Below are 25819 nucleotides of genomic sequence, written 5' to 3'. Positions count from 1 at the left end.
TATGTCATAGGTCAACCAGCTGACCGATCTGCGAGACACTTATGGGCATGTCTCCCACGGAGCCGCGGCCGCCCATGAGCAAGGCCGATTACGTCTACAGCGTGCTGCTCGACGAGATCCGTACCGGGCGGATCCCGGGCGGCACGGCGCTGCGGGCCGGGGAGGTGGCCCGCCGGCTGGGTGTCTCGGTCACGCCCGTGCGCGAGGCGCTGCGCAGGCTGGAGAAGGACCGGCTGATCAGCTACGAGGCGCATCACGGCGCGACCGTCGTGGACCTCGGCGACGAGGCCCTGGCCGAGTACTACGGCCTGCGCGCGGTGGTCGAGGGTCTGGGGGCGCGCCTGGCGGCGGAGAAGATCACCCCCGAGGAGCTGGCCGGGCTGCGCGAGCTGCACGCCGCGATGGCCGACGACGCCGCGCACGGCCGGCACGACCGGCTGGGGGATCAGAGCAGGCGCTTCCACCTGCGCATCGTGGACATCGGCGGCCCCGCCTTCCTGGGCGAGCACGCCAGGTCGGTGCGCAACAGCTTCCCCGTGCCCGCCGAGGCGTCGCTGTGGCTGGACGACACCCAGGTCAAGGCGCAGCTCGAGGCGCACGAAGGCATCCTGGCCGCCCTGGAGTCCGGCGACGCCGAGACCGCCGAACGCATCATGATCGATCACGTGCGCCGGGCCGGGGACTTCCGCAAGCAGCACTGACTCCCGGGCGCGGGGCCGCTTCCTCCTAAGATGGGCAGCATGTCCCTTCCCCACCGGAGCCTCGCCGACGGCCGCCGCCATAGGAGCGCCGCCGCCATCTCGTCCACCCCCGGAGGCCGGCCGTGACCGTGGCCCTGCCGGGCATCAAGGGCGTGCTGTTCGACCTGGACGACACGCTGCTCGACCACCGGGGCGCCGCCGACGCCGCGATCGTCGCCTGGGTGTCGGCGCACTCGCCCGGCCACCCGCGCCTGGACGAGGTGGCCGTGCTCTGGGCCGGGCTGGAGGGGCCGTACCTGGCGATGTGGCACGCGGGCACGTGCTCGCTGCAGGAGCAGCGGCGGCTCCGCCTGCGCGCGCTCTGCCAGGAGCTGGCCGTGCCGGCGCCCGTCGATCTGGACGCGGCCTACGCGGACTTCTCCGAACGCTACCGGCAGAACTGGACGGCCCACCGCGACGTGACGCAGGCGCTGGCGGAGCTGGACGGGCTCACCCTCGGGGTGCTGACGAACGGGACGCAGCGGCTGCAGGAGGCGAAGGTCCACGCGATCGGGCTGGCCGGGCTGGTCGGGCCGGTACTGACGGGCGAGGTGCTGGGCGGCCACTTCAAGCCGTCGCCCGCCGCGTACACGGGCGCGGCGGCGGCGCTCGGGCTGGCGCCGGAAGAGGTGCTGCTGGTGGGCGACGACGTGGACAAGGACGTGACGGGGCCGGCGCCGACCGGGATGCGGTCGGTCTGGCTCGACCGGCTCGGTGCCGAGCCCGCGCCCGCCGGCTTCCCCCGCATCACCACGCTGGCCGAGCTGGCCCCGCTCATCCGCTGACCCTGTGGCCCAGGCAGGCGCCACCTCACCCCAGCGGCCACCTCATCTGGGCGCCACCTCGGCCAGCACCGAGCCGTCCAGGTCGAACCCGCCCACATGGGCCAGATAGTCGCCCTGGACCAGCGGATCGCCGAGGTAAACGCCGCCGGCCTGGCGCACCAGCAGCGCACCCGCCGCCACGTCCCAGGGATGGGCCCGGGTGCCGTACGCGGCGTCCGACCAGCCGGCGGCCACGTGCGCGAGCGTGAGCGCGGCGCTGCCCGGCCGGCGCACGGCGGAGAACGACGCCAGGAACCGCCCGTAGCGCCGCAGCGCCACCTCCGCGTCCACCTCCATGTCGCGGGGCGTCGGGTAGCTCGTCAGCAGCATCGCCTCCCGGTCGCTCGAGGCTCCCCCGCTGCGCAGCGGCGTGCCGTTGCACCAGGCGCCCTCCGTGGTGGCGCTGAACTCGTCCTCGCGTACGGGGTCGTACACCACACCGGCCACCAGTTCGCCGCGCACGGCGGCGGCGATGGACACGCAGAAGAACGGCAGCCCGGTGGCGAAGTTCGCGGTGCCGTCAATGGGGTCGACGTACCAGACGAGGTCTCCTGAGCCGGTGGAGCCGCCCTCCTCGCCGACGATCGCGCTCTCGGGCAGGCGGGCGGTGATGACCGCGCGGATGGTCTCCTCCGCGGCCCGGTCGTGCTCGGTCACGGGGTCGTGGAAGTCGCTCTTGGTGGCCACGTCGGGCCGGGATCTGAACGCCTTGCGCAGCCGCGGGCCGACGGCTCTGGCCGCCTCGGTGGCGATGTCGAGCAGGTGTGTCGCGTCCATGTCTTCTCCAGCACGGGGTTCAGCAGGTCGTGAAGTCATCACGACCCACTATGCCCACTCCGCACCCACGCACCGGCCGCCACCCGTCCCGGGCTCAGCGGTGCAGTGCGGTCTCCTGCTCCAGGTGCGACAGCTTCTCGGGATTGCGTACGGCGTAGAGCCCGGTGATGAGGCCGTCCTCGATGCGCATCGCCAGCACGCCGTCGATCTCGCCGTCGATCCGGACGATCAGCGCCGGGTAGCCGTTGACCTGTGCCGGCAGCAGCGACGCCACCTTGGCGATCCTGCCCATCACCTGGACCACCTGGTCGGCTCCCACGACGGGCTCCAGCGCGGCCCGCTTGATCCCGCCGCCGTCGGCCAGCAGCACGACTTCCGGCGCGAGGACGTCGAGCAGGCGCTGCAGGTCGCCCGTTTCGATCGCCCGCTGGAACGCCGTGAGCGCGTCCCGGGTCTCGGCCGGGGAGACGACCCCGCGCGGCCGGCGCGCGGCGACGTGTGCCCGCGCCCGGTGGGCGATCTGGCGTACCGCGGCCGGGGTCTTGTCGACGGATTCGGCGATCTCGTCGTAGTCCAGGTCGAACACCTCGCGCAGCACGAACACCGCCCGCTCGGTCGGCTGAAGCGTCTCCATGACCAGCAGCATCGCCATCGAGACGCTGTCGGCCAACTCGACGTCCTCGGCCACATCGGGCGCGGTCAGCAGCGGCTCGGGCAGCCAGGGGCCGACGTAGGACTCCTTGCGCCGGCCCAGCGTACGCAGCCGGCTCAGCGCCTGCCGGGTGACGATCCGGACCAGGTACGCACGCTGATCCCGCACCGCGTCGAGGTCGACGCCCGTCCACCGCAGCCAGGTCTCCTGCAGGACGTCCTCGGCGTCGGCGGCCGAGCCCAGCATCTCGTAGGCCACGGTGAACAGCAGGTTGCGGTGGGCGACGAACGCCTCGGTGGCGGAGTCGACGCGGTCCTCCCCTTCCCTGCCCTCGCCGTGATCTCCAGGCGTGGTCTGCGACGTACCGGCCATGAGCGGCTCCACTTCACTCTCGACTGTGTCATCCACCAGACGCCGGACCCCGCCGTTCTGTGACACCGAGACGATAGCCAAATCGTGCATGTGGCTCACGTCACAGAACCGTTCTGTCACAGGAACCGGGCCGTCGGCATCTTGTGGTCATGAGTTCAACGCGTGAAATCCTTGAGACCCTTCGCCGCGACTTCGGCGGCGACATCATCGAACCCGGCGCGGCGGAGTACGAGTCGGCCAGCCGCTCCGTACTGGCCACGGGCAGCCCGGCCTGTGTCCTGCGGCCCAAGAGCGTCGGGGACGTGCGAGCAAGTGTCAGATTCGCCGCCGGCACAGGGCTTGCGCTGTCCGTGCGGGGCGGCGGCCACGCCTTCGCGGGCTTCGGCACCAACGACGGCGGCGTCGTGATCGACCTCAGCCTGCTCGCGAACGTGGAGATCATCGACAAGGAACACCACCTGGTGCGCATCGGCGGCGGCGCCACCTGGGGTCAGGTCGCGGCCGCCCTGGCCCCGCACGGCCTGGCGATCTCCTCGGGCGACACCAAGAGCGTCGGTGTCGGTGGGCTGACGTTGAGCGGCGGCATCGGCTGGAAGGTCAGGAAGTACGGCCTGGCCCTGGACAACGTGGTGGCCGCGGAGGTGGTCACCGCCGGCGGAGAGGTCGTGCGGGCGAGCGCGGAGGAGAACCCGGAGCTGTTCTGGGCGATCCGCGGCGGCGGCGGCAATGTCGGGATCGTGACCGCCTTCGAGTTCGCGGCCCATCCGACGACGGACGTCTTCTACGGCAAGATCGTCTTCCCGGCCTCGGAGGCGGCCACCGTGCTCCAGGGGTGGGCGGACCACCTGCGCACCGCCCCGGAAGAGCTCACCTCCATCGTGAGTTTCGCCAATCCCATGGCCGGCGGACCCGAGGCGCCAATCGAGATCCAGGTCGCCTTCGACGGCGACGACCCGGAGCTCGCGGCCGCGGCCATCGACCCGATCCGCCGGCTCGGCACGGTGATCGGCGACGACGTCGCGCTGAAGCCCTATGCGGACACGCTCGTGGACGGGATGGTCCCGCCGCCCGGCATCCGGCTGGTCACCCGGAGCGCCTTCGTCGACCAGGAATCGGTGCCGGCGGTCCTGCGGATCCTGGCCGAGGTCGGGGCGTCGCAGGGGTCGCCGTTCATCGCCGTCCGCAGCGTCGGCGGTGCGGTGTCCCGCGTCCCCGACGACGCCACCGCCTACGCGCATCGCCGGGCGGAGCTGATGGTCGTGACGACCACCCTGGGTCCGCAGCCGGTCGTCGAGGCCGCCGCCCCTGCTCTGGCAGCGATCTGGGAGAGGCTCGCACCGCACGTCAACGGCGCGTACGCCAACTTCCTCGCCTCCGCCACCGAGGAGGACGTCGCCGCGATCTATCCGGCGCAGACCTATGAGCGGCTCGCGGCGGTCAAGCGTCAGTACGACCCCGGCAACCTGTTCGCCGGCAACCACAACGTCCGGCCTCGGTAGGGCGCGCGGCCCCCACCCCGGAGACGCAGGAGTGGGGGCCGCGGGCGTCCTTGCTTATCCGCTGCTCGGATCATTTGTCTGGACATTCTGACCTGGGCTAAGCTGATCAGCATGACCGCGAACCTGGCCATCGACCTGGATCGATCCAGCCCCGTGCCGCTTTATTTCCAGGTGGCCGAGCAGATCGCCGAGGCGATCCGGCGAGGGGACCTGGCGCCCGGCTCCCGGCTGGACAACGAGATCCTGCTGGCCGACAAGCTGGGCCTGTCGCGGCCGACGATCCGCCAGGCCATCCAGTATCTCGTGGACAAGGGCCTGCTGGTGCGCAAGCGCGGCGTGGGCACGCAGGTCGTGCACGGGCAGGTCAAGCGCTCGGTCGAGCTGACGAGCCTCTACGACGACCTGCGCAGGGCGGGCCAGGAGCCGGCCACGCAGGTGCTGGCGCTGGAGCCGCGCCCGGTCGAGGAGGAGATCGCCCCCATTCTGGGTGTGGAGCCGGGCACCGAGGTCCTCTACCTCGAGCGGCTGCGGTTCGCGGCCGGGGAGCCGCTGGCGGTCCTGCACAACTGGCTGCCGCTCGGCCTGGCCCAGCTGAGCGCCGCCGATCTGGAGGGCCGCGGCCTGTACGAGCTGCTGCGCGCCGCGGGCGTGCGGATGCGGGTGGCCAACCAGCGCATCGGCGCGCGGGCCGCGACCCAGGCCGAGGCCAGGCTCCTGGAGGAGCGCCGCGGCGCGCCGCTGCTCACCATGGTCCGCACCACGTACGACGACCAGGGCAGGGCCGTCGAGCACGGCTCACACGTCTACCGGGCCTCGCACTACTCCCTCGAGGTCACCCTCATCGAGCGCTGACGCGGCCCGCCGCTTGAGGTAGAGCGTGGTGCAGATCCCGAACACCACGGCCACCGCGAGCCCCACCCAGGAGAAGCCCTTCAACCACTTCTCGGCGACGAGCCCGAGATAGAAGATCACCGTGGTGGTGCCGCCCGCCCACACGATCCCGCCGAGCACGTTGGCGACGGCGAACTTCCAGTACGGCATGTGCAGCGCCCCCGCCAGCGGTCCGGCCAGGATGCGCAGCAGTGCGATGAACCGGCCGACGAAGACCGCCCACACGCCGAACCGCTGGAAGTACTGCTCGGCCTTGGCCACGTGCCGCGGGCCGAAGTGCTTGGGGAAGCGCCGCCCGAGCCGCGCGAACAGCGGCGCGCCCCCCTTGCGCCCGATCGCGTACCCGGCCGAGTCGCCCACGATCGCCCCGGCGCTCGCGCACACGCCCACCCAGACCGGGTGCACCACGCCCTTGGAGGCCAGGATCGCGGCGCTGACCAGCACGATCTCACCGGGCAGCGGGATGCCGAGGCTCTCGAGCCCGATCACGAGCGCGACCATGGCGTAGATCCATCCGGCCGGGACCGCCTCCAACCACACGTCGATATGCACGCGCGCAACCCTAGCGCCGCCACATCACCACAAGGACCGCCATTGAGACCTTCCGCACCGGATGGTCAGCGTTCACTGTCGAGCATGGCCAGCTGCGCCTCGCCGTAGCGCTCGCCCGCGGCCGCCCCGGCGGGTACGGCGGTCTCGATCGCCGCCAGCTCCTCCGCCGTCAACGCGATGTTCAGAGCTCCGAGCGCCTCGGCCAGCCGCTCGCGCCGCCGTGCCCCGATGAGCGGGACGATGTCGTCGCCCTGGGCCAGCACCCAGGCGATGGCCAGCTGCGCGACCGTGACCTCCTTGGCCTCGGCCAGCGCGCGGAGCCCGTCCACCAGTGTCAGGTTGTGCGCGAGGTTGTCGCCGGAGAAGCGCGGGCTGACGGCGCGGAAATCTCCCTTGCCCAGCTCGCGCTCCTTGGACCAGTGCCCGCTGAGCAGGCCCCTGGACAGCACCCCGTACGCGGTGACCGCGATGCCGAGCTCGCGGCAGGCGGGCAGGATGTCCCGCTCGATCCCCCTGGACAGCAGGGAGTATTCGAGCTGCACGTCGGCGATCGGATAGACGGCGTTGGCCCGCCGGATGGTCTCGGCCCCGGCCTCGGACAGCCCGATGTGGCGGACGTGCCCCTTCCGGACCTCCTCGGCGATGGCCCCGACGGTCTCCTCGATGGGCACGTCCGGGTCCACCCGGGCGATCCGATAGACGTCCACGTGGTCGGTGTCGAGGCGGCGCAGCGTGTAGGCGAGCGAGGTCTTGACGGCCGAAGGCCGGCCGTCATAGCCGAGCCAGTTGCCGTCGTAGTCGCGCTGCGCGCCGAACTTCACGCTGATCGTCACGTCGTCGCGCGAGCGGCTCTTGAGCGCCTCGCGGATGAGCAGCTCGTTGTGGCCCATCCCGTAGAAGTCGCCGGTGTCGAGCAGCGTGATGCCGGCGTCGAGAGCGGCGTGGATGGTGGCGATGGACTCGGACGCGTCGGCCGGGCCGTACAGGTCCGACATTCCCATGCAACCCAGCCCGAGGTCGGAGACGACCGGACCGCCGGTTCCCAAAGTTCTCATGGGGCCAGCATGCCACATTGGACTGACAGATTTCAATTTCTGTCAGTCGTCGCCACTTTCGGCGATCGATCGCATCCACCGCGTCACAGCGGCTTCAGGGTGTTGTCCCAGAAGCTGTCCCGCACGACCGCGGCCTTACGGCAGTCGGTCCACGCCCCATACGCGCTGCTCTTGAGGGAGAAATTGCGCCCGAACCGATTTCCGATGACACGGTGGTCGCGACTGTGGTCGCGCGGGCAATACAGCGTGTACGCGCCCCCGGCCAGCAGGTTGTTCTCGACGAGGACGTTGGAATTGTTCGTGGGATGACTGATGATCGCCGAGGTGCCAACGGGCGCACGTGACCTTGGAGCGGCGGATGGTCAGCACAATGGCGGCGGCGGGTCGTAAGCCGAGCGGCATGATCGGCTCCGGTGAAGGCGAACAGCGGGGATGTCGCACACCGTAGAACGCATCCATCTCAATGGGCTCGAAAACGCGGCTTTTCATCTGATACGCAGGAGCGCCACCCGCCTTGGCCAGCACCCTTAGATGGTTTCGGTCCTGTTACGTTCGCGCGAAGCCCCATCCGTAACCCTTGGCAACAGGGCTCCCCGGCCCTAAGGTGCAGTGCAATGCCACACATTACTGGGATGGTTCATGACGTCTAAGCAGGTCAAGCCCCTGACCGGCGCCGTACGCGCTGTGTCCGGGGCCGTGCGGCCGGTGTCCGGGGTGCGCATCACCGGCGGTCTGCTCCACCACTGGCAGCGTCGAAACAGCACGGCCACGATCCCGCACACCATCGAGCAGCTCCGCGCCGCGGGCAACGTGGCCAACCTGAGCCGCCTGCTGGAGGATGACCCCGCTCCCTACCGGGGCCGGTACCCCTTCCTGGACACCGACCTGTACAAGACCCTGGAGGGCCTGGCGTACGAGCTGGGCGACGGCGACCCCGCCACCAGGGAGTTCTTCGACGAGGTCGTCGGCCTCCTCGAACGGGTCCAGGCCGAGGACGGCTACCTCAACTCCTTCTTCCAGGATCCGGCCTCGGCCAAGAAGCCGTGGGAGGACCTGACCTGGGGGCACGAGCTGTACAACCTGGGCCACCTCATCCAGGCCGCCGTCGCCGCCAACCGGCGGATGGGCGACGACCGGCTGCTGCGCGTGGCGGTGCGCTTCGCCGACCTGGTGCTGGACAGGTTCCGCGAAAGAGGCGTCTGCGGGCATCCCGAGGTGGAGATGGCCCTGGTCGAGCTGTTCAGGGAGACCGGCGAGCGCGGCTACCTGGCCATGGCGGCGGCGTTCGTCGACCGCAGGGGCACGGGGCAGCTCGAGCACCGCACGTTCTCCGGCGAATACTTCCAGGACCACGTGCCCTTCCGCGAGCTGCCGTCGGTGACCGGCCACGCCGTGCGCATGGCGTACCTGGCGGCGGGCGCGACCGACGTCCTCCTGGAGACCGGTGACCGGTCGCTGCTGGAGGCGCTGGAGCGGCTCTGGGACGACATGGTGGCGACCAAGCTGTACATCACGGGCGGCCTGGGCAGCCGGCACTCCGACGAGGCGATCGGCGACAGGTACGAGCTGCCCTCCGAGCGCGCCTACAGCGAGACCTGCGCGGCCATCGCCGTCATGCAGTGGGCCTGGCGGATGTTCCTGGCCACCGGCGGCGCGAAATACCTCGACGTGTTCGAGCGCGTGCTCTACAACGCCTACGCCGTGGGCCTGTCGGCGGACGGCAGGGCGTTCTTCTACGACAACCCGCTCCAGCGCCGCCCCGACCACGAGCAGCGCAGCGGCGCGGAGCCGGACGGCGAGCCGCTGCGGCGCGCCTGGTTCGGCTGCCCGTGCTGCCCGCCGAACATCGTGCGCTGGATGGCCCAGCTCGCCGACTACGTGGCGGCCGAGCGGGACGACGCCGTGCTGGTCGCCGCCTACACCGAGGCCACGATCCGGACCGATGAGCTGGACCTGGCGATGGAGAGCGCCTACCCGTGGGACGGCGACGTGCGCATCGCCGTCGAGCGGGCCCCCGACCGCCCGTACGGGCTGGTGCTGCGGATCCCCGGCTGGGCCAGGGACGTGACGATCACCGTCAACGGCGAGCCCTGCGACGTGCGGGAGTCCGGCGGCTGGGCCACCCTCCACCGCGACTGGTCGGCGGGCGACGAGGTACGCCTCACCCTGCCCATGCCGGTCAGGGCGCACGGCTCCCACCCCTACCTCGACGCCACCAGAGGCGCGGCCGGCCTGGCCCGCGGGCCGCTGGTGTACTGCGTCGAGCAGCACGACAGCCCCGAGGCTCCGGTCGACGACCTGGTGGTCCGGGCCCACGACGCTGTTGGCGCGAACACCGAGCGGCGGGACGAGACCGTCGTGCTGCGCGTGGACGCGGGCGCGGCTCCCCCGCGCTCCGCCGAGCTCTACCCCGAGCTCCCCCTTGACGATGCGCTCCCGGAGACGAGGGTCGCGGCGACCTTCGTCCCCTACTTCCTGTGGGGCAACCGCGGACCCCAAGCCATGCGGGTCTGGGTCAGAACCCCCTGAACCAACGGAAAGAAGGCAACATGAGGAGATCTGCGGCGCTCGCGAGCGTCACCATGACCGCCGTGCTGGCGCTCACCGCATGTGGCGGAGGCGGCGGCGCGGGGGGCACCGGCACGGGAGCGGGCACGGGTACGGGCGCGTCGGGCGGGCCGGGCGCGCCCGCCGCCACGGGCGGCACCGTGCACAGCCTGGCCAAGGCGGACTTCTCCCACCTGGACCCGGTGCGCGGCTGGGACGGCGGCGTCAACAACTTCTACCGGCTCATCTACCGGGGGTTGACGATGTTCGGCGCGGGTCCGGGCGCCGAGGGCACGAAGGTCGTGCCCGACCTGGCCACCGACACGGGCACCCCGTCCGACGGCGGCAAGACCTGGACGTTCAAACTCAAGGACAACCTGTTCTTCGAGGACGGCACCCCGATCAACAGCGAGGCCGTGAAGTTCGGCTTCTCCCGCACGTTCGACCCCGAGGCCGGGATCGGCTCGCCGTACGGCAAACTGCTGCTGGACGCGCCGAAGGACTACAAGGGCCCGTACCTGGACGGCGACCTGAAGACCATCGAGACGCCCGACGACAAGACGGTCGTCTTCCACCTGAAGAAGCCCTTCGCCGACTTCCCGAGCGCGCTGGCGATGGCCAACTTCACGCCCTTCCCCAAGGGCACGGGGGCGGGCGCGGCGTTCGACACCAAGCCGATCGCGAGCGGGCCGTACAAGGTGGCGAGCTACCAGCGCGGCGTGTCGCTGAAGCTGGTACGCAACCCGCAGTGGAAGCGTGAGACCGACAGCGTGCGGGCGGCCAAGCCGGACGCGTTCGAGTGGACGTTCGGCCTGGACCCCGCCACGATCGACGAGCGCATGCTGGCCGGGCAGGGCGCCGACGCCGACGCCCTCGGTCCGTCGATCCAGGCGGCGACCGTGGCGCGGGTGCAGCAGCCGCAGATCAAGCAGCGCACGCTGTCCGGGCTCAACGGCTGCACCACGTACATGGGCCTGAACACCACCAAGAAGCCCCTGAACGACGTGCGGGTGCGCCAGGCGATCAACTACGCGATCAACAAGGACACCGTGGTCGCGGGGATGGGCGGCGGCGCACTGGCCGCCAAGGGCACCTCGATCCAGCCGCCCACGATCGCGGGCCGGGTCGACTACGACCTGTACCCGTACAACCCCGAGGAGGCCAAGAAGCTGCTGGCCGAGGCCGGCCTCGCGGACGGGTTCTCCCTGACGCTGGACACCCGCCCGGACCCGAAGATGGCCGCGGTGGCGGTGGCGATCCAGGACGCGCTCAAGCAGGTGAAGATCGACGTCAAGATCAACAACATCGACACCTCGACGTACTACGAGGTCATCGGCACGCCGGCGCAGCAGCACGACGCCGCCGTCACCGGCTGGTGCCCCGACTGGGCCTCCGGCGCGACGTTCCTGCCGCCGCTGTTCGACGGCCGCAACATCACGCCCAAGGGCAACTCGAACCTGGCGCAGATCAACGACAAGGGGATCAACCAGCGGATCGACGAGATCGCCGCGATGACGGACGTCAACCAGGCCAACGCGGCCTACGGCGAGCTGGACAAGGAGATCATGAAGCTGGCGCCGGTGGTGCCGCTGGCGTACGAGAAGCTCATCCTCCTCGCCGGCTCGAACATCGCGGGCGCCTACCAGTCCAACTCGTTCTCCGGCGGCATCGACCTGATCTCCGTCGGACTGGCGAAGCCGACGAAGTAGATGACCGTCGCAGCTCTTTCCCCTGCCACGTCGGGCCGACGGGTCGCGGGCGCGCTGCTGCGTGATCGGGGCGCGGTGCTGAGCACCGCGTTCCTCACGCTGATCGTGCTGATGGCGATCTGCGCGCCGCTGATCAGCGCGATCACCGGTCACGGGCCGAACGACTTCGACACCGCCGCCGTCAACACCGACCTGGGCGGTGTGCCGCGCGGGTCGCTCGGCGGCATCAGCGCCGACCACCTGCTGGGTGTCGAGCCGCAGAACGGCCGCGACATCCTGGCGCGCATCGCCTACGGCGCGCGCGTCTCACTGCTGATCGCGGTCTCCGCCACGGCGCTGACGACCCTGCTGGGCGTGGTGCTGGGCATGCTGGCCGGGTTCTACCAGGGCTGGGTGGACCAGGCGATCTGCCGGCTCATGGACTTCCTCATGGCCTTCCCCGCGCTCATCTTCATGATCGCGATCCTGTCCTCGCTTCCGCAGGGCAACCGGCCAGTGCTGCTGGTCCTGGTGATCAGCTTCTTCGGCTGGCCGTACCTGGCGCGGGTGGTGCGCGGGCAGACGCTGACGCTGGTGAACAGGGAGTTCGTGGAGGCCGCCCGCGCGTCGGGCGCCTCCACGGGCGCGCTGGTGTTCAAGGAGATCCTGCCCAACCTGCGCAGCTCGCTGATCGTGATGACCACCCTGGCCGTGCCCGGCTACGTCGGCACCGAGGCCGGACTGTCGTTCCTGGGCGTCGGCGTGACGCCGCCGACGCCGTCGTGGGGGCAGATGATCTTCAGCTCGGTCGGCTGGTACGCCGTCGATCCGATGTACTTCGCGATCCCCGGCGCATTCCTGTTCCTCACCGTGCTGTCGCTGACGGTCCTCGGCGACCGGCTGCGGGCCACGCTCGACGCCGGGGAGGCCTCCTGATGGCGCGTTACTTGGCCGGACGGCTCGCCTGGGTGGTGCTGATCCTCTTCATGGTGTGCCTGTTCACGTTCATCATCTTCTTCACGCTCCAGCCCGACCCGGCCGTGATGATCTGCGGGAAGACGTGCACGCAGGAGCGCATCGACCAGATCCACACCGTGCTGGGGCTGGACAAGCCGCTCCTGACGCAGTTCTTCGACTTCCTCATCGGGATCTTCGCCGGGCGCGACTACGGCGAGGGCGCGAACCTGGTGCACTGCGGCGCCCCCTGCCTGGGCTACAGCTTCCAGACCGGCCAGTCCGTATGGGACATGGTGGTCGACCGGCTGCCGGTCAGCGCCACGGTCGCGATCGGTGCCGCGGTGCTGTGGCTGCTCATCGGCGTCACCGCGGGCCTGGTCAGCGCCGTCAAGGAGGGCACCTGGTGGGATCGCGCCGCCATGGGGCTGGCGCTGGGCGGCTCCAGCATCCCCAACTACGTGCTGGCGCTGGCGCTGCAGTACGTGCTGGTGGTGCAGCTGCAGGTGCTGCCGTTCCCGCAGGCGGTGGCATTCGGCGACGATCCGGTGCTCTGGTTCGAGTCGTACCTGATGCCGTGGGTCGTGCTGGCCACCGTCTACGCCTGCCTGTACGCCCGGCTGACCAGGGCGAACGTGATCGACACCCTCGCCGAGAACTTCATGCGCACGGCCAGGTCCAAGGGGCTGAGCCCGGCCCTGACTCTGCGCAGGCACGCCCTGCGCCCGGCGCTGACGCCGATCGCCACGATCTTCGGCATGGACTTCGCCGCGCTGCTGGGCGGCGCGCTGATCACCGAGACGGTGTTCGGGTTGAACGGGGTCGGCAAGATGGCCGCCGACTCGATCTACAAGAACGACCAGCCAGTGATCATGGCGGTGACCCTGCTGGCGGCCTTCTTCGTGGTGGTCGGCAACCTCGTGGTGGACATCGTCTACGCGAGGCTGGACCCGAGAGTGAGGATCGCGGGGAAATGAGCGAACTGCTTGTCGTGGAGGACCTCACCGTCACCTTCCCGACCACGCGCGGCCCGGTGGACGTGGTCAAAGGCGTGTCCTTCACGGTCGGCCAGGACGAGACGGTCGGGATCGTCGGCGAGTCGGGCTCCGGCAAGTCGATGACGAGCCTGGCGGTCATGGGGCTGCTGCCCAAGGGCGCCAGGACCAGCGGGAGCATCCGCCTGGACGGCATCGAGCTGCTCGGCCGCCCCGACCGTGACCTGCGGCGGCTGCGCGGCGAACGGATGTCGATGATCTTCCAGGACCCGCTGTCGTCTCTCAACCCGTACTACACGGTCGGCCTGCAGATCGAGGAGATGTACCGCGCGCACCGCGGCGGCTCCCGCGGCGCGGCCAGGAAGGTCACGATCGACGCGCTCGACCAGGTGGGCCTGCCGGACGCGGAGCAGCGGGTGGATTACTACCCGCACCAGTTCTCCGGCGGGCAGCGGCAGCGCATCATGATCGCCATGGCCCTGGTGTGCTCCCCCGAGCTGCTGATCGCCGACGAGCCGACCACGGCGCTGGACGTGACCGTGCAGGCGCAGATCCTGAAGCTGCTGGCCCGCCTGCGCGAGGAGCGCGGCATGGGCATGGTGTTCATCACGCACGACCTGGCCGTGATCAGCTCGATCGCCACCCGCGTGCTGGTGATGCGCCAGGGCGAGCAGGTCGAGTACGGCACGGCCGAGCAGGTGTTCGCCGAGCCGGCCCACGACTACACCAGGATGCTGCTGGAGAGCATCCCGCGCATCGACGATGAGGTGAAGGCATGACGCTGCTGCGCGCCCGTGATCTGACCAAGCGGTTCGTCTCGCGCGGGCCGCTGGGCGCGAAGGCCGAGTTCACGGCGGTCGACCAGGTCAGCTTCGAGGTACGGCTCGGCGAGACGCTCGCGGTGGTCGGCGAGTCCGGCAGCGGCAAGTCGACGACCGCCCGCATGATCGCCAAGCTGATGGACCCGAGCGAGGGCACGCTGGAGTTCGACGGCGAGGACATCACCCACGCCAAGGGGGCCGACCTGGCCCGCTTCCGCGCCAACGTCCAGGTCGTCTTCCAGGACCCGTTCTCCTCGCTCAACCCCCGTCACACGGTGGAGCGGATCCTGATGGCGCCCCTGGTCTACCAGGGCATCGCGCCCAACGGCAGCCGCCGGGCGCACGCCAAGGAGCTGATGGAGCGCGTCGGCCTGAACCCCGACCACTCCCTGCGCTACCCCGCGCAGTTCTCCGGCGGGCAGGCCCAGCGCATCGGCATCGCCCGCGCGCTGGCCGTCAACCCCAAGCTGGTGATCTGCGACGAAGCCGTCTCGGCGCTCGACGTGTCGGTGCAGGCCCAGGTGCTCGAACTGCTGCGGCGGCTGCAGCGCGAGAGCGGCTTCAGCTACGTGTTCATCGCCCACGACCTGGCCGTCGTCCGGCAGATCGCCCAGCGGGTCGCGGTGATGAGCAAGGGGAAGATCGTCGAACTGGGGGACACCGAGCAGGTCTTCGGCGCCCCGCAGGACGAGTACACGCGGACGCTGCTGGCGGCCATCCCGCGCATCAACCCGGAGTGGGACCGCCGCAGGAGGGAGAAGGTGTGATCACCGCGACCTACACGATCCCCGGGATGCGGGTACGCGACCATGTCGTCGAGGTACCGCTCGACTGGTCCGATCCCGAGGCCACGATCAGGGTGTTCGCCAGGGAACTGGTGGATCCCGTGCGGGACGGCGACGACCTGCCGTGCCTGCTCTACCTGCAGGGCGGGCCCGGCGGCAAGGGTCCGCGCCCCGTCGGCACGGCGGGCTGGCTCGGCAAGGCGCTGGAGACGTACCGGGTGATCCTGCTCGACCAGCGCGGCACGGGCCGCAGCTCGCGGATCGACGGGCGGGTGATGAGCGCGCTCGACCCGCAGGAGGGCGCCGACTACCTGGCCCGCTTCCGCGCGGACTCGATCGTGGCCGACGCCGAGCACCTGCGCAAGACCGTCTTCGGCGGCCGGCGCTGGTCGACGCTCGGGCAGAGCTACGGCGGCTTCCTGACGCTGACGTACCTGTCGAACGCGCCCGAGGGCCTGAGCGCCTGCTACGTGGCGGGCGGCCTGCCTTCCGTGGACCCCGACGCCACGGAGGTCTACCGGCGCACCTATCCGCGGGTCGCGGCCAAGAACGCCGAGTTCTACCGCCGCTACCCGCACCACGTGGAGACCGTGGCCCGCCTGGCCGACCGGCTGTCCCACGGCGACGTCCTGCTGCCCGACGGCGACGTGCTGACCGTACGGCGGCTGCAGTCGCTGGGGATCGACTTCGGCATGAAGCCGGGCTACGAGCGCATGCACTGGCTCCTCGACGAATCCCTGCAAGACAGAGGCGGCGAGCTGCCCGAGACGTTCCTGCACCAGGTGCTGGCCCGCTCCTCCTACACCGACAACCCGCTCTTCGCCGCGCTGCAGGAGAGCATCTACGGCTCCGGGCCCGGCGCGACGGCCTGGGCGGCGCAGCGTGAGCGCGCCCGCCACCCCGCCTTCGCCGAGGACGCCAGGCCGCTGCTGTTCACCGGCGAGATGATCTACCCCTGGATGTTCGAGGAGATCCGCGCGCTGCGCCCGTTCCGCGCCGCCGTCGAGCTCCTCTCCGAGCGTGCCGACTGGCCCGTGCTGTACGACCTGGACCGCCTGGCGGCCAACGAGGTGCCGGTGGCGGCGGCCGTGTACTTCGACGACATGTACGTCGACTCCGGCCTGCAACTGGACACCGCGTCCAGGGTCGGCAACACGCAGGCCTGGGTCACCAACGAGTACGAGCACGACGGCATCGGCGAGGAACGGGTCTTCGCCCGGCTGACCGGGCTCGTACGCGACATAGGAGGAGGAGTCACGGGTGAGTGATGGCAACCCCCCCAGGCTGAGCGAGATCCCCGCATTCTTGGACTACATCGCCCAGGACTGGGACACCCCTGCCCGCACCCCCACGTTGGTGCCCGGCGCGGCCGAGGCCGCCGCCGCGCACCGTCGGCGCCTGGCCGCCGCGCTCCCCGGCAGGACCGTGGTCGTGCAGGCCGGGCGGGCTCCGGTGCGCAACAACGACACGTACTACGACTTCCGCGTGGACAGCGACTTCTACTGGCTCACCGGCTGCGCGGTGGAGAACGCCGTGGCCGTGATCGTGGACGGCGCCGCCACCCTGTACCTTCCCCCGCCCGCCCGCCCCGGCGAGATCGGCTTCTTCGCCGACGCGGCATACGGGGAGCTGTGGGTGGGCCCGTCCCCGTCACTCGCGGAGTGGTCGGTGGCGCTCGGCGCCGAGGTGCGGCCGCTGAGCGACTTCACCGACCCCGCGCAGCCGCAGGACGACGTCCCGCGCGTGCTGGCCGAGCTGCGCATGATCAAGGACGAGTGGGAGATCGGCCAGCTCCGCGAGGCCGTGGACCGTACCGTCGAGGGCTTCGCGGCGGTGCTGGCCGAGCTCCCGGCGGCCGTCGAGGGCGCGGGCGAGCGGTGGCTGCAGGGCACGTTCGACCGGTACGCCAGGGCGTACGGCAACGGCCCCGGCTACCCCACCATCGTCGGCAGCGGCCCGCACGCCCCCACCCTGCACTGGGTCCGCTGCGACGGTCCCGTCCTGCCCGACGAGCTGCTCCTGCTCGACATGGGTCTGGAGGTACGCAGCGGCTACACCGCCGACGTCACCCGCACCTTCCCCGCCTCGGGCACCTTCTCCCCCGCCCAGCGGCAGGTGCACGACCTGGTGGAGAAGGCGCACCGGGCGGGCATGGCGCAGGTCGGCCCCGGCCACCGCTTCACCGACTTCCACCACGCGGCCATGGAGGTCATCGCGCGCGGCCTGGACGACTGGGGGCTGCTGCCGGTCTCGGTGGACGAGGCCCTGTCGGACCAGGGCCAGCACCACCGCCGCTACCTGATCTGCGGCATCGGCCACCACCTGGGCCTCGACGTGCACGACTGCGCCCAGTCCCGCCCGGAGGCGTACCACGGGGCGGTCATGGAGGCCGGGATGGTGCTCACCGTCGAGCCCGGCCTCTACTTCCACGCCCACGACCGCACGCTCCCGCCGGAGCTGCGCGGGATCGGCGTACGGATCGAGGACGACCTGCTGGTCACCGCGTCCGGCGCCGAGATCCTCTCGGACGCCCTGCCCATCGACGCGAGCGGCCTGGAACGCTGGACCAAGGAGGTTTCCAGGTAGACCCCGGACCCCCACCCGCCGCACCCGATCAACCGGAGGCGCTGTAGCGGGCCTCGCGGGCCGTCGCCGTCAGGGCGGCGGCACGGGCGGCCTCGGTGGGGGTGAACGGCAACTCCGGACGCCGGATCAGCAGGGCGCGGTCCGGGTTGACAGAGATCACCATGGTGGTGTTGAGCTCGGCTCCATCATCCACGGTGTCGCCCGGCCGCCGCCACTCGACCTGCGGGACCCGCAGCAGCTCCGCCATGGCCTCGGGCAGCCGGTCAGGGTCCGCGCTCACCCGCTGCGCCAGGACAAGAGCCTGCACGCCGGGGTCGGTGAGATCCTTGACCTGGGCCGGCACGATCACCACGTCCAGCCCGCCGGCCCCGGTCAGCGCCCCGGCCAGCACATCACGGGCCAGCCCCCGCGGCGCCTCGATGACGAACTCGTCCAGCGCGTCACATCCGGCGGGCGTGATGGCGCTGCTGCCCGTCGGCGCGATGTGCAGCGCCAGGATGTTGCAGCCCAGCCGCCCGAACGCGCCCGCCACGGCGGCGAGCCGGCCCGGCCGCTCCACCACCCGCATGCGAATGCGCCACAACATCATGGGCGGGCCCGCGCCGCCCTCCACGGGCAGCGGGGCCGCCTTCCGTACGCTCCGTCGGCCCAGCCGTTTGTGCAGCGCCGTCCCGGCGATCAACGCCGCTCCCAGCCCCACCAGCACGGCAGGGCCGGGCTCCTGGCGGCCGAGCAGGGTCGCGAGCAGGTGCGCCAGGCCGACCGCGAGGAACAGCGCGGCCAACTCGACGACCTCCCGCCACCAGGAGCTCCGGTTTCCGTTCGACACCTTGGGTGCATCGCTCATGCCGCCCAGTGTGTCCACGGCGTGTTACCTGATCACGAACGGCGCGATTGCGGCGCCATTAAAGCGCCTTCACCGTATGACCCGTACGTGACCTGGCTCTAGACCTTCTCGACCTCGATGACGAGCGCGGTGGTGGGCCGCAGCGCCGGGGCGGGCAGACCCAGCTCGCCCAGGACCGCGCCGCTCAGCCGTACCGGACCGGCCATCCACTGCGGTGTCGACCACTGCGGCATGTTCGACGCGGGGGTCTTGGGCACGGCGACGCGCACCTCGTACGTGCCGGCCGGGTCGAGCCCGGGCAGGCGCAGCGGCGCGGGGCCGATGGCCACTCTCGAGGTGAGCTGGGCGTACGCGAACACGCCGCGCTCGGGCAGCACCACCCCGTGCAGCAGCGCCGTCGGGTCGGGATGGTCGGCCCGCACCACCCGGCCCGCGTGCAGCACCGGCCGCAGCCGCTTGTGCAGCGCGATCCACTCGGCCAGCTCCTCCAGCTCGGCCTCGCTCGCCGAGGTCAGGTCCCACTCCACGCCCATGTGCCCGAACAGCGCGGTCGCGGCGCGGAAGGCCAGCGGCAGCGAGCGCCCCGAGTTGTGGTCCTGCGGGGCGCCGACGTGGCTGCCCATCCGCTCCGGCGGCACGAGCAGCCCGGTCCAGCGCTGGATGGCCTGCCGGTCGAACGCGTCGTTGCTGTCGGAGGTCCACACCCGGTCGGTACGCGCCAGGATGCCGAAGTCGATGCGCGCGCCGCCCGACGAGCACGACTCGATCTCCAGCCCGGGGTGGCGGGCACGCAGCTCGTCCAGCAGCCGGTACGTGGCCAGCGTCTGCGCGTGCACTCCGGGCACCCCGTCGTGGACGGGCTCGGCGATGTCGCGGTTGTGGTCCCACTTGATGTAGTCGAGCTCGTACTCGCTGACCAGGCTGTCCAGGCGCTCCAGCAGGTAGTCGTACGCCTCGGGCCTGGCCAGGTCGAGCACCTGCTGGTGGCGCTGCGGCGGCGGCATGCGCTCGGACTGGCCGAGCACCCAGTCGGGGTGCGCGCGCAGCAGGTCGGAGTCCGGGTTGACCATCTCGGGCTCGAACCAGAGCCCGAACTGCATGCCGAGCTTGCGCACGTGCTCGGCCAGCGGGTGCAGGCCGTTCGGCCACACGCCCTCGTCGACGTACCAGTCGCCGAGCCCCGCCCCGTCGTCGCGGCGGTGGCGGAACCAGCCGTCGTCGAGCACGAACCGCTCGATGCCGGCCGCCGCGGCCTTGTCGGCCAGCTCCAGCAGCCGGTCGAGGCCGTGGTCGAAGTAGGTGGCCTCCCAGTTGTTCAGTGTGACGGGCCGGACCGGCAGCGGCCGGGCGGCGCGCAGGTGGTCGTGGAGCCGGGTGCTCGCCTCGTCCAGACCGCTGCCCGACCAGGTGAAGTACACCAGCGGCGTGCGGTAGCTCTCCCCCTCGGCCAGGACGATCTCGCCGGGCTCGAGCAGCTCGCCCGCCGCCAGCAGCGCCGGCCCCTCGGGTACCCGCTCGGCGTAGTGGACGTGGTTGCCGCTCCAGGCGGCGTGCACCGCCCACACCTCGCCGGCTCTGAACCCGAACCCCTCGGTCCCGGCCACCAGCAGCCCCGTGCCGTCGTGCCCGGTCCGGCCGCGCCGGTTCTCCCTGGACCACACGCCCTGGGCGAACGCCGTGCGCTGCGGCACCTTCTCCAGCGCCCACCGCCCGGTGAAGTCCAGCAGCTCGCCGGCGCGCGCCGGCACCGGCAGGGCGCAGGTCAACCCCTCCAGCCGGTACGGCGAGGCGGCGGTGTTCGTGACCGTGTGCCGCATCGTCACCAGGCCGCCGGCGTCCATGGCCAGCTCGCTCACCAGCTCCAGACCCGCCCGGGCGTCGGAGGCCACGACGGTCACCGTGCCTCCCCGCCCGGGGGTGGCGTCCACGTCGAGCCGGTCCAGCGTCCAGCGCACCGGCCAGTGCTCGCCGGCCCGGCCGCCCGACAGGCCCGGCCGGCCGTACCAGTTGTCCGCCTGGGCGGGCAGCAGCGGCAGCGCGGGGGTCAAGGACGCCAGTGCGGGCAGCAGGTCGGACCCGGCGGCGGGTCCGAGGTCGGCGCCGAAGTGGCGTACCCGCGGCAGCCCAGGTCCGTCGAGGACGAGGGCAGTGCCTGCGGCGGACAAGATGAGGGGTGTCAAGTCGGGCTCCTCAGTCAGCAGACGCTCGTCGATACCACGCGAACCTACAGGAATGAGGCACTTGACCTGATCACGGGGATGCCTCTTCGGCAGAGGCGCCCGTTTCCCGCCTCACCGGGGCTGGAGCACTGTGGTCAGGTCGTCCTGGGTGGGCGGCTTCGTCCAGGTGAGCCCGGGACCGCCGGCGGCGATCAGGCGCGGCGCGACGTCACGCAGCAGCTCCTCCACCGCGGCCTCCGGCTGCTTCTCGCGGGCCTCCCGGTAGAGGTCGAGCAGCCGGGCCAGGTCCAGCATCATCGTGTTGGCCTCGCCGGTGGCGACCTGCAACGCTCCAATGGCCTCATGGGCGGACCAGACGCCGCCGGGGCACACGACCTCGCGCACCGCCTCGGCGAAGCGGGCCCGGTCCATACCGTCCACCTCGCCGTCCAGCCAGTCCGCGCGCAGGTGCAGCACCCCAGGCCGCTCCACTGCAGTGAGCTGCGCGACCAGGGCCGCGACCGCGCCCTGCGGATCATGCAACGCGGCGTTCCCCCTGGCCGCGAAGGCGTCGGCGAGCAGGTGCAAAGAGATCAGCCGGGGCGGCTCGTACGTCGTGAGCACCCCGCGCGACACCTCCGCCCGTAGCGGGTAGGCCCGCAGGCCCTCCATGAACGCGGGCTCGGTCTCGGGCGCGAGCCCGAGATCCACGTCCATCTCGAACCGGTCGCCCGCCCCACCGGCGACCGGGTCACGACGGAACCACCAGACCACCGCGCCCACGACGGCGGCCCCCAAGACTGCGACGGCGATCCACACGATGTCGTCTGCTTCCCCCTCGTACCTGATAGCGGTAGCAGCGTAGTGTCACCGACCACGATTCAGTGCCATTTATCCGCATACGAACCGCCGCATCACGCACAGCCAATCGGCTGACAGAATTGGAAATATGACAGACGGCATCCTGACGGCGGATCAGATTCTCACGGCGGCCCAGGACGTCCTGCGCCGCTACGGTCCCGCCAAGGCGACGGTCGTCGACGTCGCGCGGGCGCTCGGCGTCAGCCACGGCAGCGTCTACCGGCACTTCCCCAGCAAGGCGGCCCTGCGCGAGGCCGTCACCCAGCGCTGGCTGGACGAGTCGCACGCCGAGCTGGGCATCGTCCTGGCCTCCGACGCGCCGGCCCCCGTGCGGCTGCGCGAGTGGCTGAGCACCCTGTTCCGCGCCAAGCGCAAGAAGGCCCTCGGCGACCCCGAGCTGTTCGCCACGTACACGGTGCTGGTGGGCGAGTCCAGCAAGGTCATCGAGCGGCACATCGCCGACCTGGTCGGCCAGGTCCAGCAGATCGTCGAGGCCGGCGTCGCCCGGGGCGAGTTCGCCGCTCCCGACCCGGCCGCCGCGGCCCGTGCCGTGTTCGACGCCTTCGGCCGCTTCCACAACCCGGCGCACGCCGCCGACTGGAGCCTGCCGGACATCGAGGACGACTTCGCCGCATTGTGCGATCTCATCCTTCGCGGGCTGGAGCCCCGCTGATTGGTGTGATGTTTTTACATCTGGGTAATCGGAACTGATCCTCGCGGATCCGTTCTGTCCCCCCGAATCACGGTTCACGCCTGACCCGGCATGTACACTTAGCGTCAAACATCGTCGCACTACGTGACGCGTCATGACTCTGGTGCCCACGGCAAGGGCTGGCCCGCGCAACCGGCAGGAGGTTCCGGCCCTGACAGAGCGCGGAGCCGACATGCAGCCACTGCACCTGACCACCAGCCGCCGCAATGAGACCCTGACCGTCAGCGTGTCCGGAGACCTCGACATCGCCACCACCGAGCAGCTTCGCGGTTACCTGTTCGGGCTGCTGAGGGAGGCGGGAGGCGCCTCGCGAAGACAGGCCACGCTCCTCATCGAGGTGAGCGGGCTCACCTTCATCGACGCGGCCGGGCTCGGCATCCTCGTCTCGGTCCGCAACCACGCCGCGCGCCGGCACACCGCGATGCGCCTCACCGGCGTCCCGCCCACGATGCGGCGGCTGCTGCGGATCACCGGCCTGGAGGGCCACCTCACCTGATCGGCCGCCCTGTAGGTTGGCAGAGTGATTCAGGTTCCCGATCAGATACCCCTGAAGCTGGAGGACGGGTTCGCGCGCGTCGGGCGGGAGCTCGGCCTCCCGGCCGACTTCCCCAGCGCCGTGCTCGACGAGGCCGCAGGGGTGGCGCGAGCGCCCCGGCTCGACGCCGAGGACCTGTCCGAGGTGCCGTTCGTCACCATCGACCCGCCCGGCTCGATGGACCTCGACCAGGCCGTCCACCTGGAGCGGGTGCGCGGCGGCTACCGTGTCTGGTACGCGATCGCGGACGTCGGCGCGTTCGTGCGCCCCGGCGGCGTCATCGACACCGAGGCCCGCTCCAGGGGCGAGACCGTCTACCTGCCCGCGGACAAGGTGCCGCTGCACCCCAAGGTCCTGTCGGAGGACGCGGCCAGCCTGCTGCCCGGCGCGCTGCGCCCGGCCGCGGTGTGGCGGATCGACCTCGACGCCGACGGCCGCACGGTCGGCGCCGACGTGCAGCGAGCGCTCGTGCGCAGCCGCGAGCGCCTGGACTACGCCTACGTGCAGGCGGCGGTCGACACGGGCACGGCCGACGGCGTGCTGGGGCTGCTGGCCGAGATCGGCCGTCTCCGGCTGGCGCTCGAGCGTGAGCGCGGCGGTGTCACCCTGCCCACGCCCGAGCAGGAGGTCGTCCCCGGGGACGATGGCGCCTACCGGCTGGAGTTCCGGCTGCCGCTGCCCGCCGAGGCGTGGAACGCGCAGATCTCGCTGCTGACCGGCATGGCCGCGGCCGCGATGATGCTGGACGCCGAGATCGGCATCCTTCGCGTGCTGCCCCAGCCGCACGCCGACGACCTGGCGAAGGTCCGCAGGGTGGCCCAGGCACTGGACGTTCCGTGGCCCGACGGCGCCTCCTACGGCGCCGTGGTGCACGACCTGGACCCGAAGAACGCGCAGCAGGCGGCGTTCCTGCACGAGTCGAAGGTGCTGCTGCGCGGCGCGGGCTACGTGGCCTTCGACGGTGCCCCGCCCAAGCTGGCCGAGCATGCGGCGGTGGCGGCGCCGTACACGCACGTCACGGCGCCGCTGCGGCGCCTGGCCGACCGCTACGCGACGGAGGTGTGCCTGGCCGTGGCGGCCGGCGAGCCGGTGCCGTCCGACATCAGGGCGGCGCTTGCGAGCCTGCCCGGCATCATGACCGCGACCGGGCGGCGGGCCGGGGCGGTGGAGCGCGCGTGCGTGGACCTGGTGGAGGCGTTCCTGCTGCGGGAGCGGATCGGGCAGGCGTTCGAGGCGGTGGTGATCGACGTGGACGAGCGGCGCGGCGGCGGGCAGGTGCAGCTCGCCGACCCGGCCGTGATCGCCCGCTGCGAGGGCCCGCTCCCCCTGGGCGAGCAGGTCACGGTACGCCTGACGCAGGCGGACCCGGCGACCCGCGAGGTCCGTTTCACGCTGGCGACCTGACTCATCGAGAAGCCGCGCACGGACGCTCCGTGCGCGGCCCTCGACCAGGCATCACTTCTTCAGCGGGGTCCATCCCGCGCCCACGCCCATCAGGTGGAGCGCGACGCAGAGCAGCCCGGCGGTGCCGAGCGTGGCGACCGTGATCACGCTGCCGACGGCGAGACCGGCGATCTCGAAGATGAGCGCGAGCACGAACAGTACGGCGGCGACGAGGGCGAACATGGCTACCTCCAACGGGCCGGCCCGGACGCCGCGCATCCGAGGGGACTGGCCTCGGCGGGTGCGTCCGAGGATGTCTCTGACATGGAGATTTCCAGCGCCATCGCCCGAAAAACTGCCCCGAAGGTGACGATGTGTGAGCGTCTGACAACACCACCTTGACCGACCGGTCAGTGCTCCTGGCGCGGCGGGGCCGTCGTCGCGGTAAAGACTCGCCGGCGCCTCCGGTCACGCCCGCCACTGCCGGACTGCGCCATGGTCTACCCTCGCATCACTTGACGGGGCGGCCCGAAGACCTGAACGGCGCGGACTGTCCGCCGCCGCCTTTTCCACCGGCATTCGCGGCGCACGGCGGGACGGCGGGGCACTTTACCCGCGCCCCGTCTGCGGCCGAGAAGCCCCGCCGTGGGCGGGGGGACGGCAAAAAGCTGGACCGCCGCCCTGGAAGTCCCTTTAGCAAACATAACGGCGCATGTCAGTGATGTAGCGCACCGTAGCGGAGGGCCTTCCGTCCATTCCTGTAACGCGCTCCTGAGCAATTTCTGACTGCCGGGAGTTTTGCCTCTGCCGGATGACTTCGCCCACCGCCGCAACCTAGCTTGAAAGGTGATCCGCAGCCCATATCGATGTCTTTCGGGACTGATATGGCGCTCCGCAGAGAGATCCGGGCACCGCCCGGAGTTCCCAACCCTCAAGAGGAGATCTCTCATGATCAACACTCGCAACCTTCTTGCCGCCGCCGCGATGGCGGCCACGGCCCTTACCGCTCCTGTGGCGGCATCGGCTCAATCTGCCGTCGCCCAGCCCTCCTTCCAGCAGAGCCACAAGCCCAAAGTCGAGAAGCAGCAGCAGCAGCCGTGCCGCCACGGGCGTTGCCGTCGCTTCGGCGGTGGCGGTGGTGGTGGAGGTGGCGGCGGCGGCGGTGGCGGCGGCGGCGGTGGAGGCGGCGGCGGCGGCGGTGGCGGTGGAGGCGGCGGAGGCGGCGGTGAGCACCGTCGTCACCACGGCGGCGGCGGAGGCGGCGGTGGCGGCGGCGGCGGTGGCGGCGGAGGTGGAGGCGGCGGCGGTGGAGGCGGCGGCGGTGAGCACCGTCGTCACCACGGCGGCGGCGGAGGCGGCGGCGGTGGCGGCGGCGGTGGAGGCGGCGGCGGCGGTGGAGGCGGCGGCGGCTTCGAGCACGGCGGCGGCGGAGGTGGTGGAGGTGGCGGCGGCGACTTCGGCGGCGGAGGCGGTGGAGGCGGTGGAGGTGGCTGATCCATCACCCGCACCGGTCCGAGCGCTCCGCCTCTGCGACACCTGAGCCGTCGAGCCTAGGTGTTCCAGGCCAGCCGCCCACACCGGAAT

Annotated in this window: 24 protein-coding genes; 16 read left to right on the top strand and 8 right to left on the bottom strand. The window is 71.2% G+C overall.

The annotated features are described in order from the left end of the window. Positions 1-74 precede the first annotated feature (74 nt). Together ABD830_RS32170 and ABD830_RS32165 are read left to right on the top strand one after the other, a co-directional pair. The gene (locus ABD830_RS32170) at positions 75-701 is read left to right on the top strand and encodes a GntR family transcriptional regulator (protein WP_344995745.1); all 627 of its coding nucleotides are present in this window, start codon (positions 75-77) and stop codon (positions 699-701) included. Between the two features lie 122 nt (positions 702-823). Continuing rightward, complete coding sequence (locus ABD830_RS32165) at positions 824-1525, top strand: HAD family hydrolase (protein WP_344995742.1); 702 nt, start codon at positions 824-826, stop codon at positions 1523-1525. A 42-nt stretch (positions 1526-1567) separates the two neighbouring features. On the opposite strand, the gene ABD830_RS32160 is transcribed toward ABD830_RS32165, so the two are convergent. Together ABD830_RS32160 and ABD830_RS32155 are read right to left on the bottom strand one after the other, a co-directional pair. Next, on the bottom strand, positions 1568-2341 hold the full coding sequence (locus ABD830_RS32160; protein ID WP_344995739.1) for an inositol monophosphatase family protein: 774 nt from the start codon (positions 2339-2341) through the stop codon (positions 1568-1570). Positions 2342-2435: 94 nt separating this feature from the next. Beyond that, positions 2436-3365, bottom strand: coding sequence for an RNA polymerase sigma-70 factor (locus ABD830_RS32155; RefSeq protein ID WP_344995736.1), 930 nt, complete (start codon positions 3363-3365; stop codon positions 2436-2438). 149 nt (positions 3366-3514) lie between these two features. On the opposite strand from ABD830_RS32155, the gene ABD830_RS32150 reads away from it, so the two are divergent. Together ABD830_RS32150 and ABD830_RS32145 are read left to right on the top strand one after the other, a co-directional pair. After that, on the top strand, positions 3515-4864 hold the full coding sequence (locus ABD830_RS32150; protein WP_344995733.1) for an FAD-binding oxidoreductase: 1350 nt from the start codon (positions 3515-3517) through the stop codon (positions 4862-4864). A 111-nt stretch (positions 4865-4975) separates the two neighbouring features. Next, positions 4976-5716, top strand: a complete 741-nt coding sequence (locus tag ABD830_RS32145) for a GntR family transcriptional regulator (protein WP_344995731.1) — start codon at positions 4976-4978, stop codon at positions 5714-5716. Here ABD830_RS32145 and ABD830_RS32140 read toward each other — a convergent pair. Beyond that, entirely contained in the window at positions 5660-6307 is a 648-nt protein-coding gene (locus tag ABD830_RS32140; protein ID WP_344995728.1) for a DedA family protein, read from the bottom strand. The genes ABD830_RS32145 and ABD830_RS32140 overlap by 57 nt on opposite strands. Positions 6308-6372: 65 nt before the next feature. Next, the gene (locus ABD830_RS32135; protein ID WP_344995726.1) at positions 6373-7362 is read right to left on the bottom strand and encodes an aldo/keto reductase; all 990 of its coding nucleotides are present in this window, start codon (positions 7360-7362) and stop codon (positions 6373-6375) included. A 639-nt stretch (positions 7363-8001) separates the two neighbouring features. Here ABD830_RS32135 and ABD830_RS32130 point away from each other — a divergent pair. Genes ABD830_RS32130 through ABD830_RS32095 form a run of 8 tightly spaced genes read left to right on the top strand, consistent with a single transcriptional unit; the run spans position 8002 to position 17738 of the window. Further along, on the top strand, positions 8002-9891 hold the full coding sequence (locus tag ABD830_RS32130; RefSeq protein ID WP_344995723.1) for a glycoside hydrolase family 127 protein: 1890 nt from the start codon (positions 8002-8004) through the stop codon (positions 9889-9891). A 20-nt stretch (positions 9892-9911) separates the two neighbouring features. Beyond that, on the top strand, positions 9912-11618 hold the full coding sequence (locus tag ABD830_RS32125; protein ID WP_344995721.1) for an ABC transporter substrate-binding protein: 1707 nt from the start codon (positions 9912-9914) through the stop codon (positions 11616-11618). Further along, on the top strand, positions 11619-12533 hold the full coding sequence (locus ABD830_RS32120) for an ABC transporter permease (RefSeq protein ID WP_344995718.1): 915 nt from the start codon (positions 11619-11621) through the stop codon (positions 12531-12533). Next, the gene (locus tag ABD830_RS32115) at positions 12533-13528 is read left to right on the top strand and encodes an ABC transporter permease (RefSeq protein WP_344995715.1); all 996 of its coding nucleotides are present in this window, start codon (positions 12533-12535) and stop codon (positions 13526-13528) included. Before ABD830_RS32120 ends, ABD830_RS32115 begins: the two co-directional genes overlap by 1 nt. Continuing rightward, positions 13525-14325, top strand: a complete 801-nt coding sequence (locus ABD830_RS32110; protein ID WP_344995712.1) for an ABC transporter ATP-binding protein — start codon at positions 13525-13527, stop codon at positions 14323-14325. The genes ABD830_RS32115 and ABD830_RS32110 overlap by 4 nt, the downstream gene beginning before the upstream one ends. Further along, the gene (locus ABD830_RS32105) at positions 14322-15134 is read left to right on the top strand and encodes an ATP-binding cassette domain-containing protein (protein WP_344995709.1); all 813 of its coding nucleotides are present in this window, start codon (positions 14322-14324) and stop codon (positions 15132-15134) included. Before ABD830_RS32110 ends, ABD830_RS32105 begins: the two co-directional genes overlap by 4 nt. After that, positions 15131-16420: an alpha/beta fold hydrolase gene (locus ABD830_RS32100; protein ID WP_344995707.1), complete on the top strand. Its 1290-nt coding sequence runs from the start codon at positions 15131-15133 to the stop codon at positions 16418-16420. Before ABD830_RS32105 ends, ABD830_RS32100 begins: the two co-directional genes overlap by 4 nt. Further along, complete coding sequence (locus tag ABD830_RS32095; RefSeq protein ID WP_344995704.1) at positions 16413-17738, top strand: aminopeptidase P family protein; 1326 nt, start codon at positions 16413-16415, stop codon at positions 17736-17738. Before ABD830_RS32100 ends, ABD830_RS32095 begins: the two co-directional genes overlap by 8 nt. Before the next feature lie 28 nt (positions 17739-17766). Here ABD830_RS32095 and ABD830_RS32090 read toward each other — a convergent pair whose 3' ends face one another. The 3 genes from ABD830_RS32090 to ABD830_RS32080 form a co-directional block, all read right to left on the bottom strand. Further along, the gene (locus tag ABD830_RS32090) at positions 17767-18585 is read right to left on the bottom strand and encodes an ACT domain-containing protein (RefSeq protein ID WP_344995701.1); all 819 of its coding nucleotides are present in this window, start codon (positions 18583-18585) and stop codon (positions 17767-17769) included. Positions 18586-18683: 98 nt separating this feature from the next. Next, positions 18684-20765 (bottom strand): alpha-galactosidase, encoded by a 2082-nt coding sequence (locus tag ABD830_RS32085; protein ID WP_344995698.1) that lies wholly within the window; start codon positions 20763-20765, stop codon positions 18684-18686. Positions 20766-20876: 111 nt separating this feature from the next. Beyond that, a complete protein-coding gene (locus ABD830_RS32080; protein WP_344995695.1) occupies positions 20877-21563 on the bottom strand; it encodes a hypothetical protein in 687 nt (228 codons plus the stop codon). A 130-nt stretch (positions 21564-21693) separates the two neighbouring features. Here ABD830_RS32080 and ABD830_RS32075 point away from each other — a divergent pair, with 130 nt between their 5' ends. The 3 genes from ABD830_RS32075 (at position 21694) to ABD830_RS32065 (ending at position 24256) form a co-directional block, all read left to right on the top strand. Beyond that, complete coding sequence (locus ABD830_RS32075) at positions 21694-22278, top strand: TetR/AcrR family transcriptional regulator (protein ID WP_344995693.1); 585 nt, start codon at positions 21694-21696, stop codon at positions 22276-22278. A 211-nt stretch (positions 22279-22489) separates the two neighbouring features. Beyond that, the gene (locus ABD830_RS32070) at positions 22490-22813 is read left to right on the top strand and encodes an STAS domain-containing protein (protein ID WP_344995689.1); all 324 of its coding nucleotides are present in this window, start codon (positions 22490-22492) and stop codon (positions 22811-22813) included. Positions 22814-22837: 24 nt separating this feature from the next. Continuing rightward, a complete protein-coding gene (locus ABD830_RS32065; RefSeq protein ID WP_344995686.1) occupies positions 22838-24256 on the top strand; it encodes an RNB domain-containing ribonuclease in 1419 nt (472 codons plus the stop codon). A 51-nt stretch (positions 24257-24307) separates the two neighbouring features. On the opposite strand, the gene ABD830_RS32060 is transcribed toward ABD830_RS32065, so the two are convergent. Then, positions 24308-24478: a hypothetical protein gene (locus ABD830_RS32060; RefSeq protein ID WP_344995683.1), complete on the bottom strand. Its 171-nt coding sequence runs from the start codon at positions 24476-24478 to the stop codon at positions 24308-24310. 886 nt (positions 24479-25364) lie between these two features. On the opposite strand from ABD830_RS32060, the gene ABD830_RS32055 reads away from it, so the two are divergent. Next, the gene (locus tag ABD830_RS32055; protein ID WP_344995680.1) at positions 25365-25775 is read left to right on the top strand and encodes a hypothetical protein; all 411 of its coding nucleotides are present in this window, start codon (positions 25365-25367) and stop codon (positions 25773-25775) included. Positions 25776-25819 lie beyond the last annotated feature (44 nt).

Origin of the sequence: Nonomuraea helvata (genome assembly GCF_039535785.1) — a bacterium.
GTDB lineage: Bacteria > Actinomycetota > Actinomycetes > Streptosporangiales > Streptosporangiaceae > Nonomuraea > Nonomuraea helvata.
The sequence above is the reverse complement of the archived record's forward strand: the minus strand, read 5'-3'. Positions and strand labels throughout refer to the sequence as shown.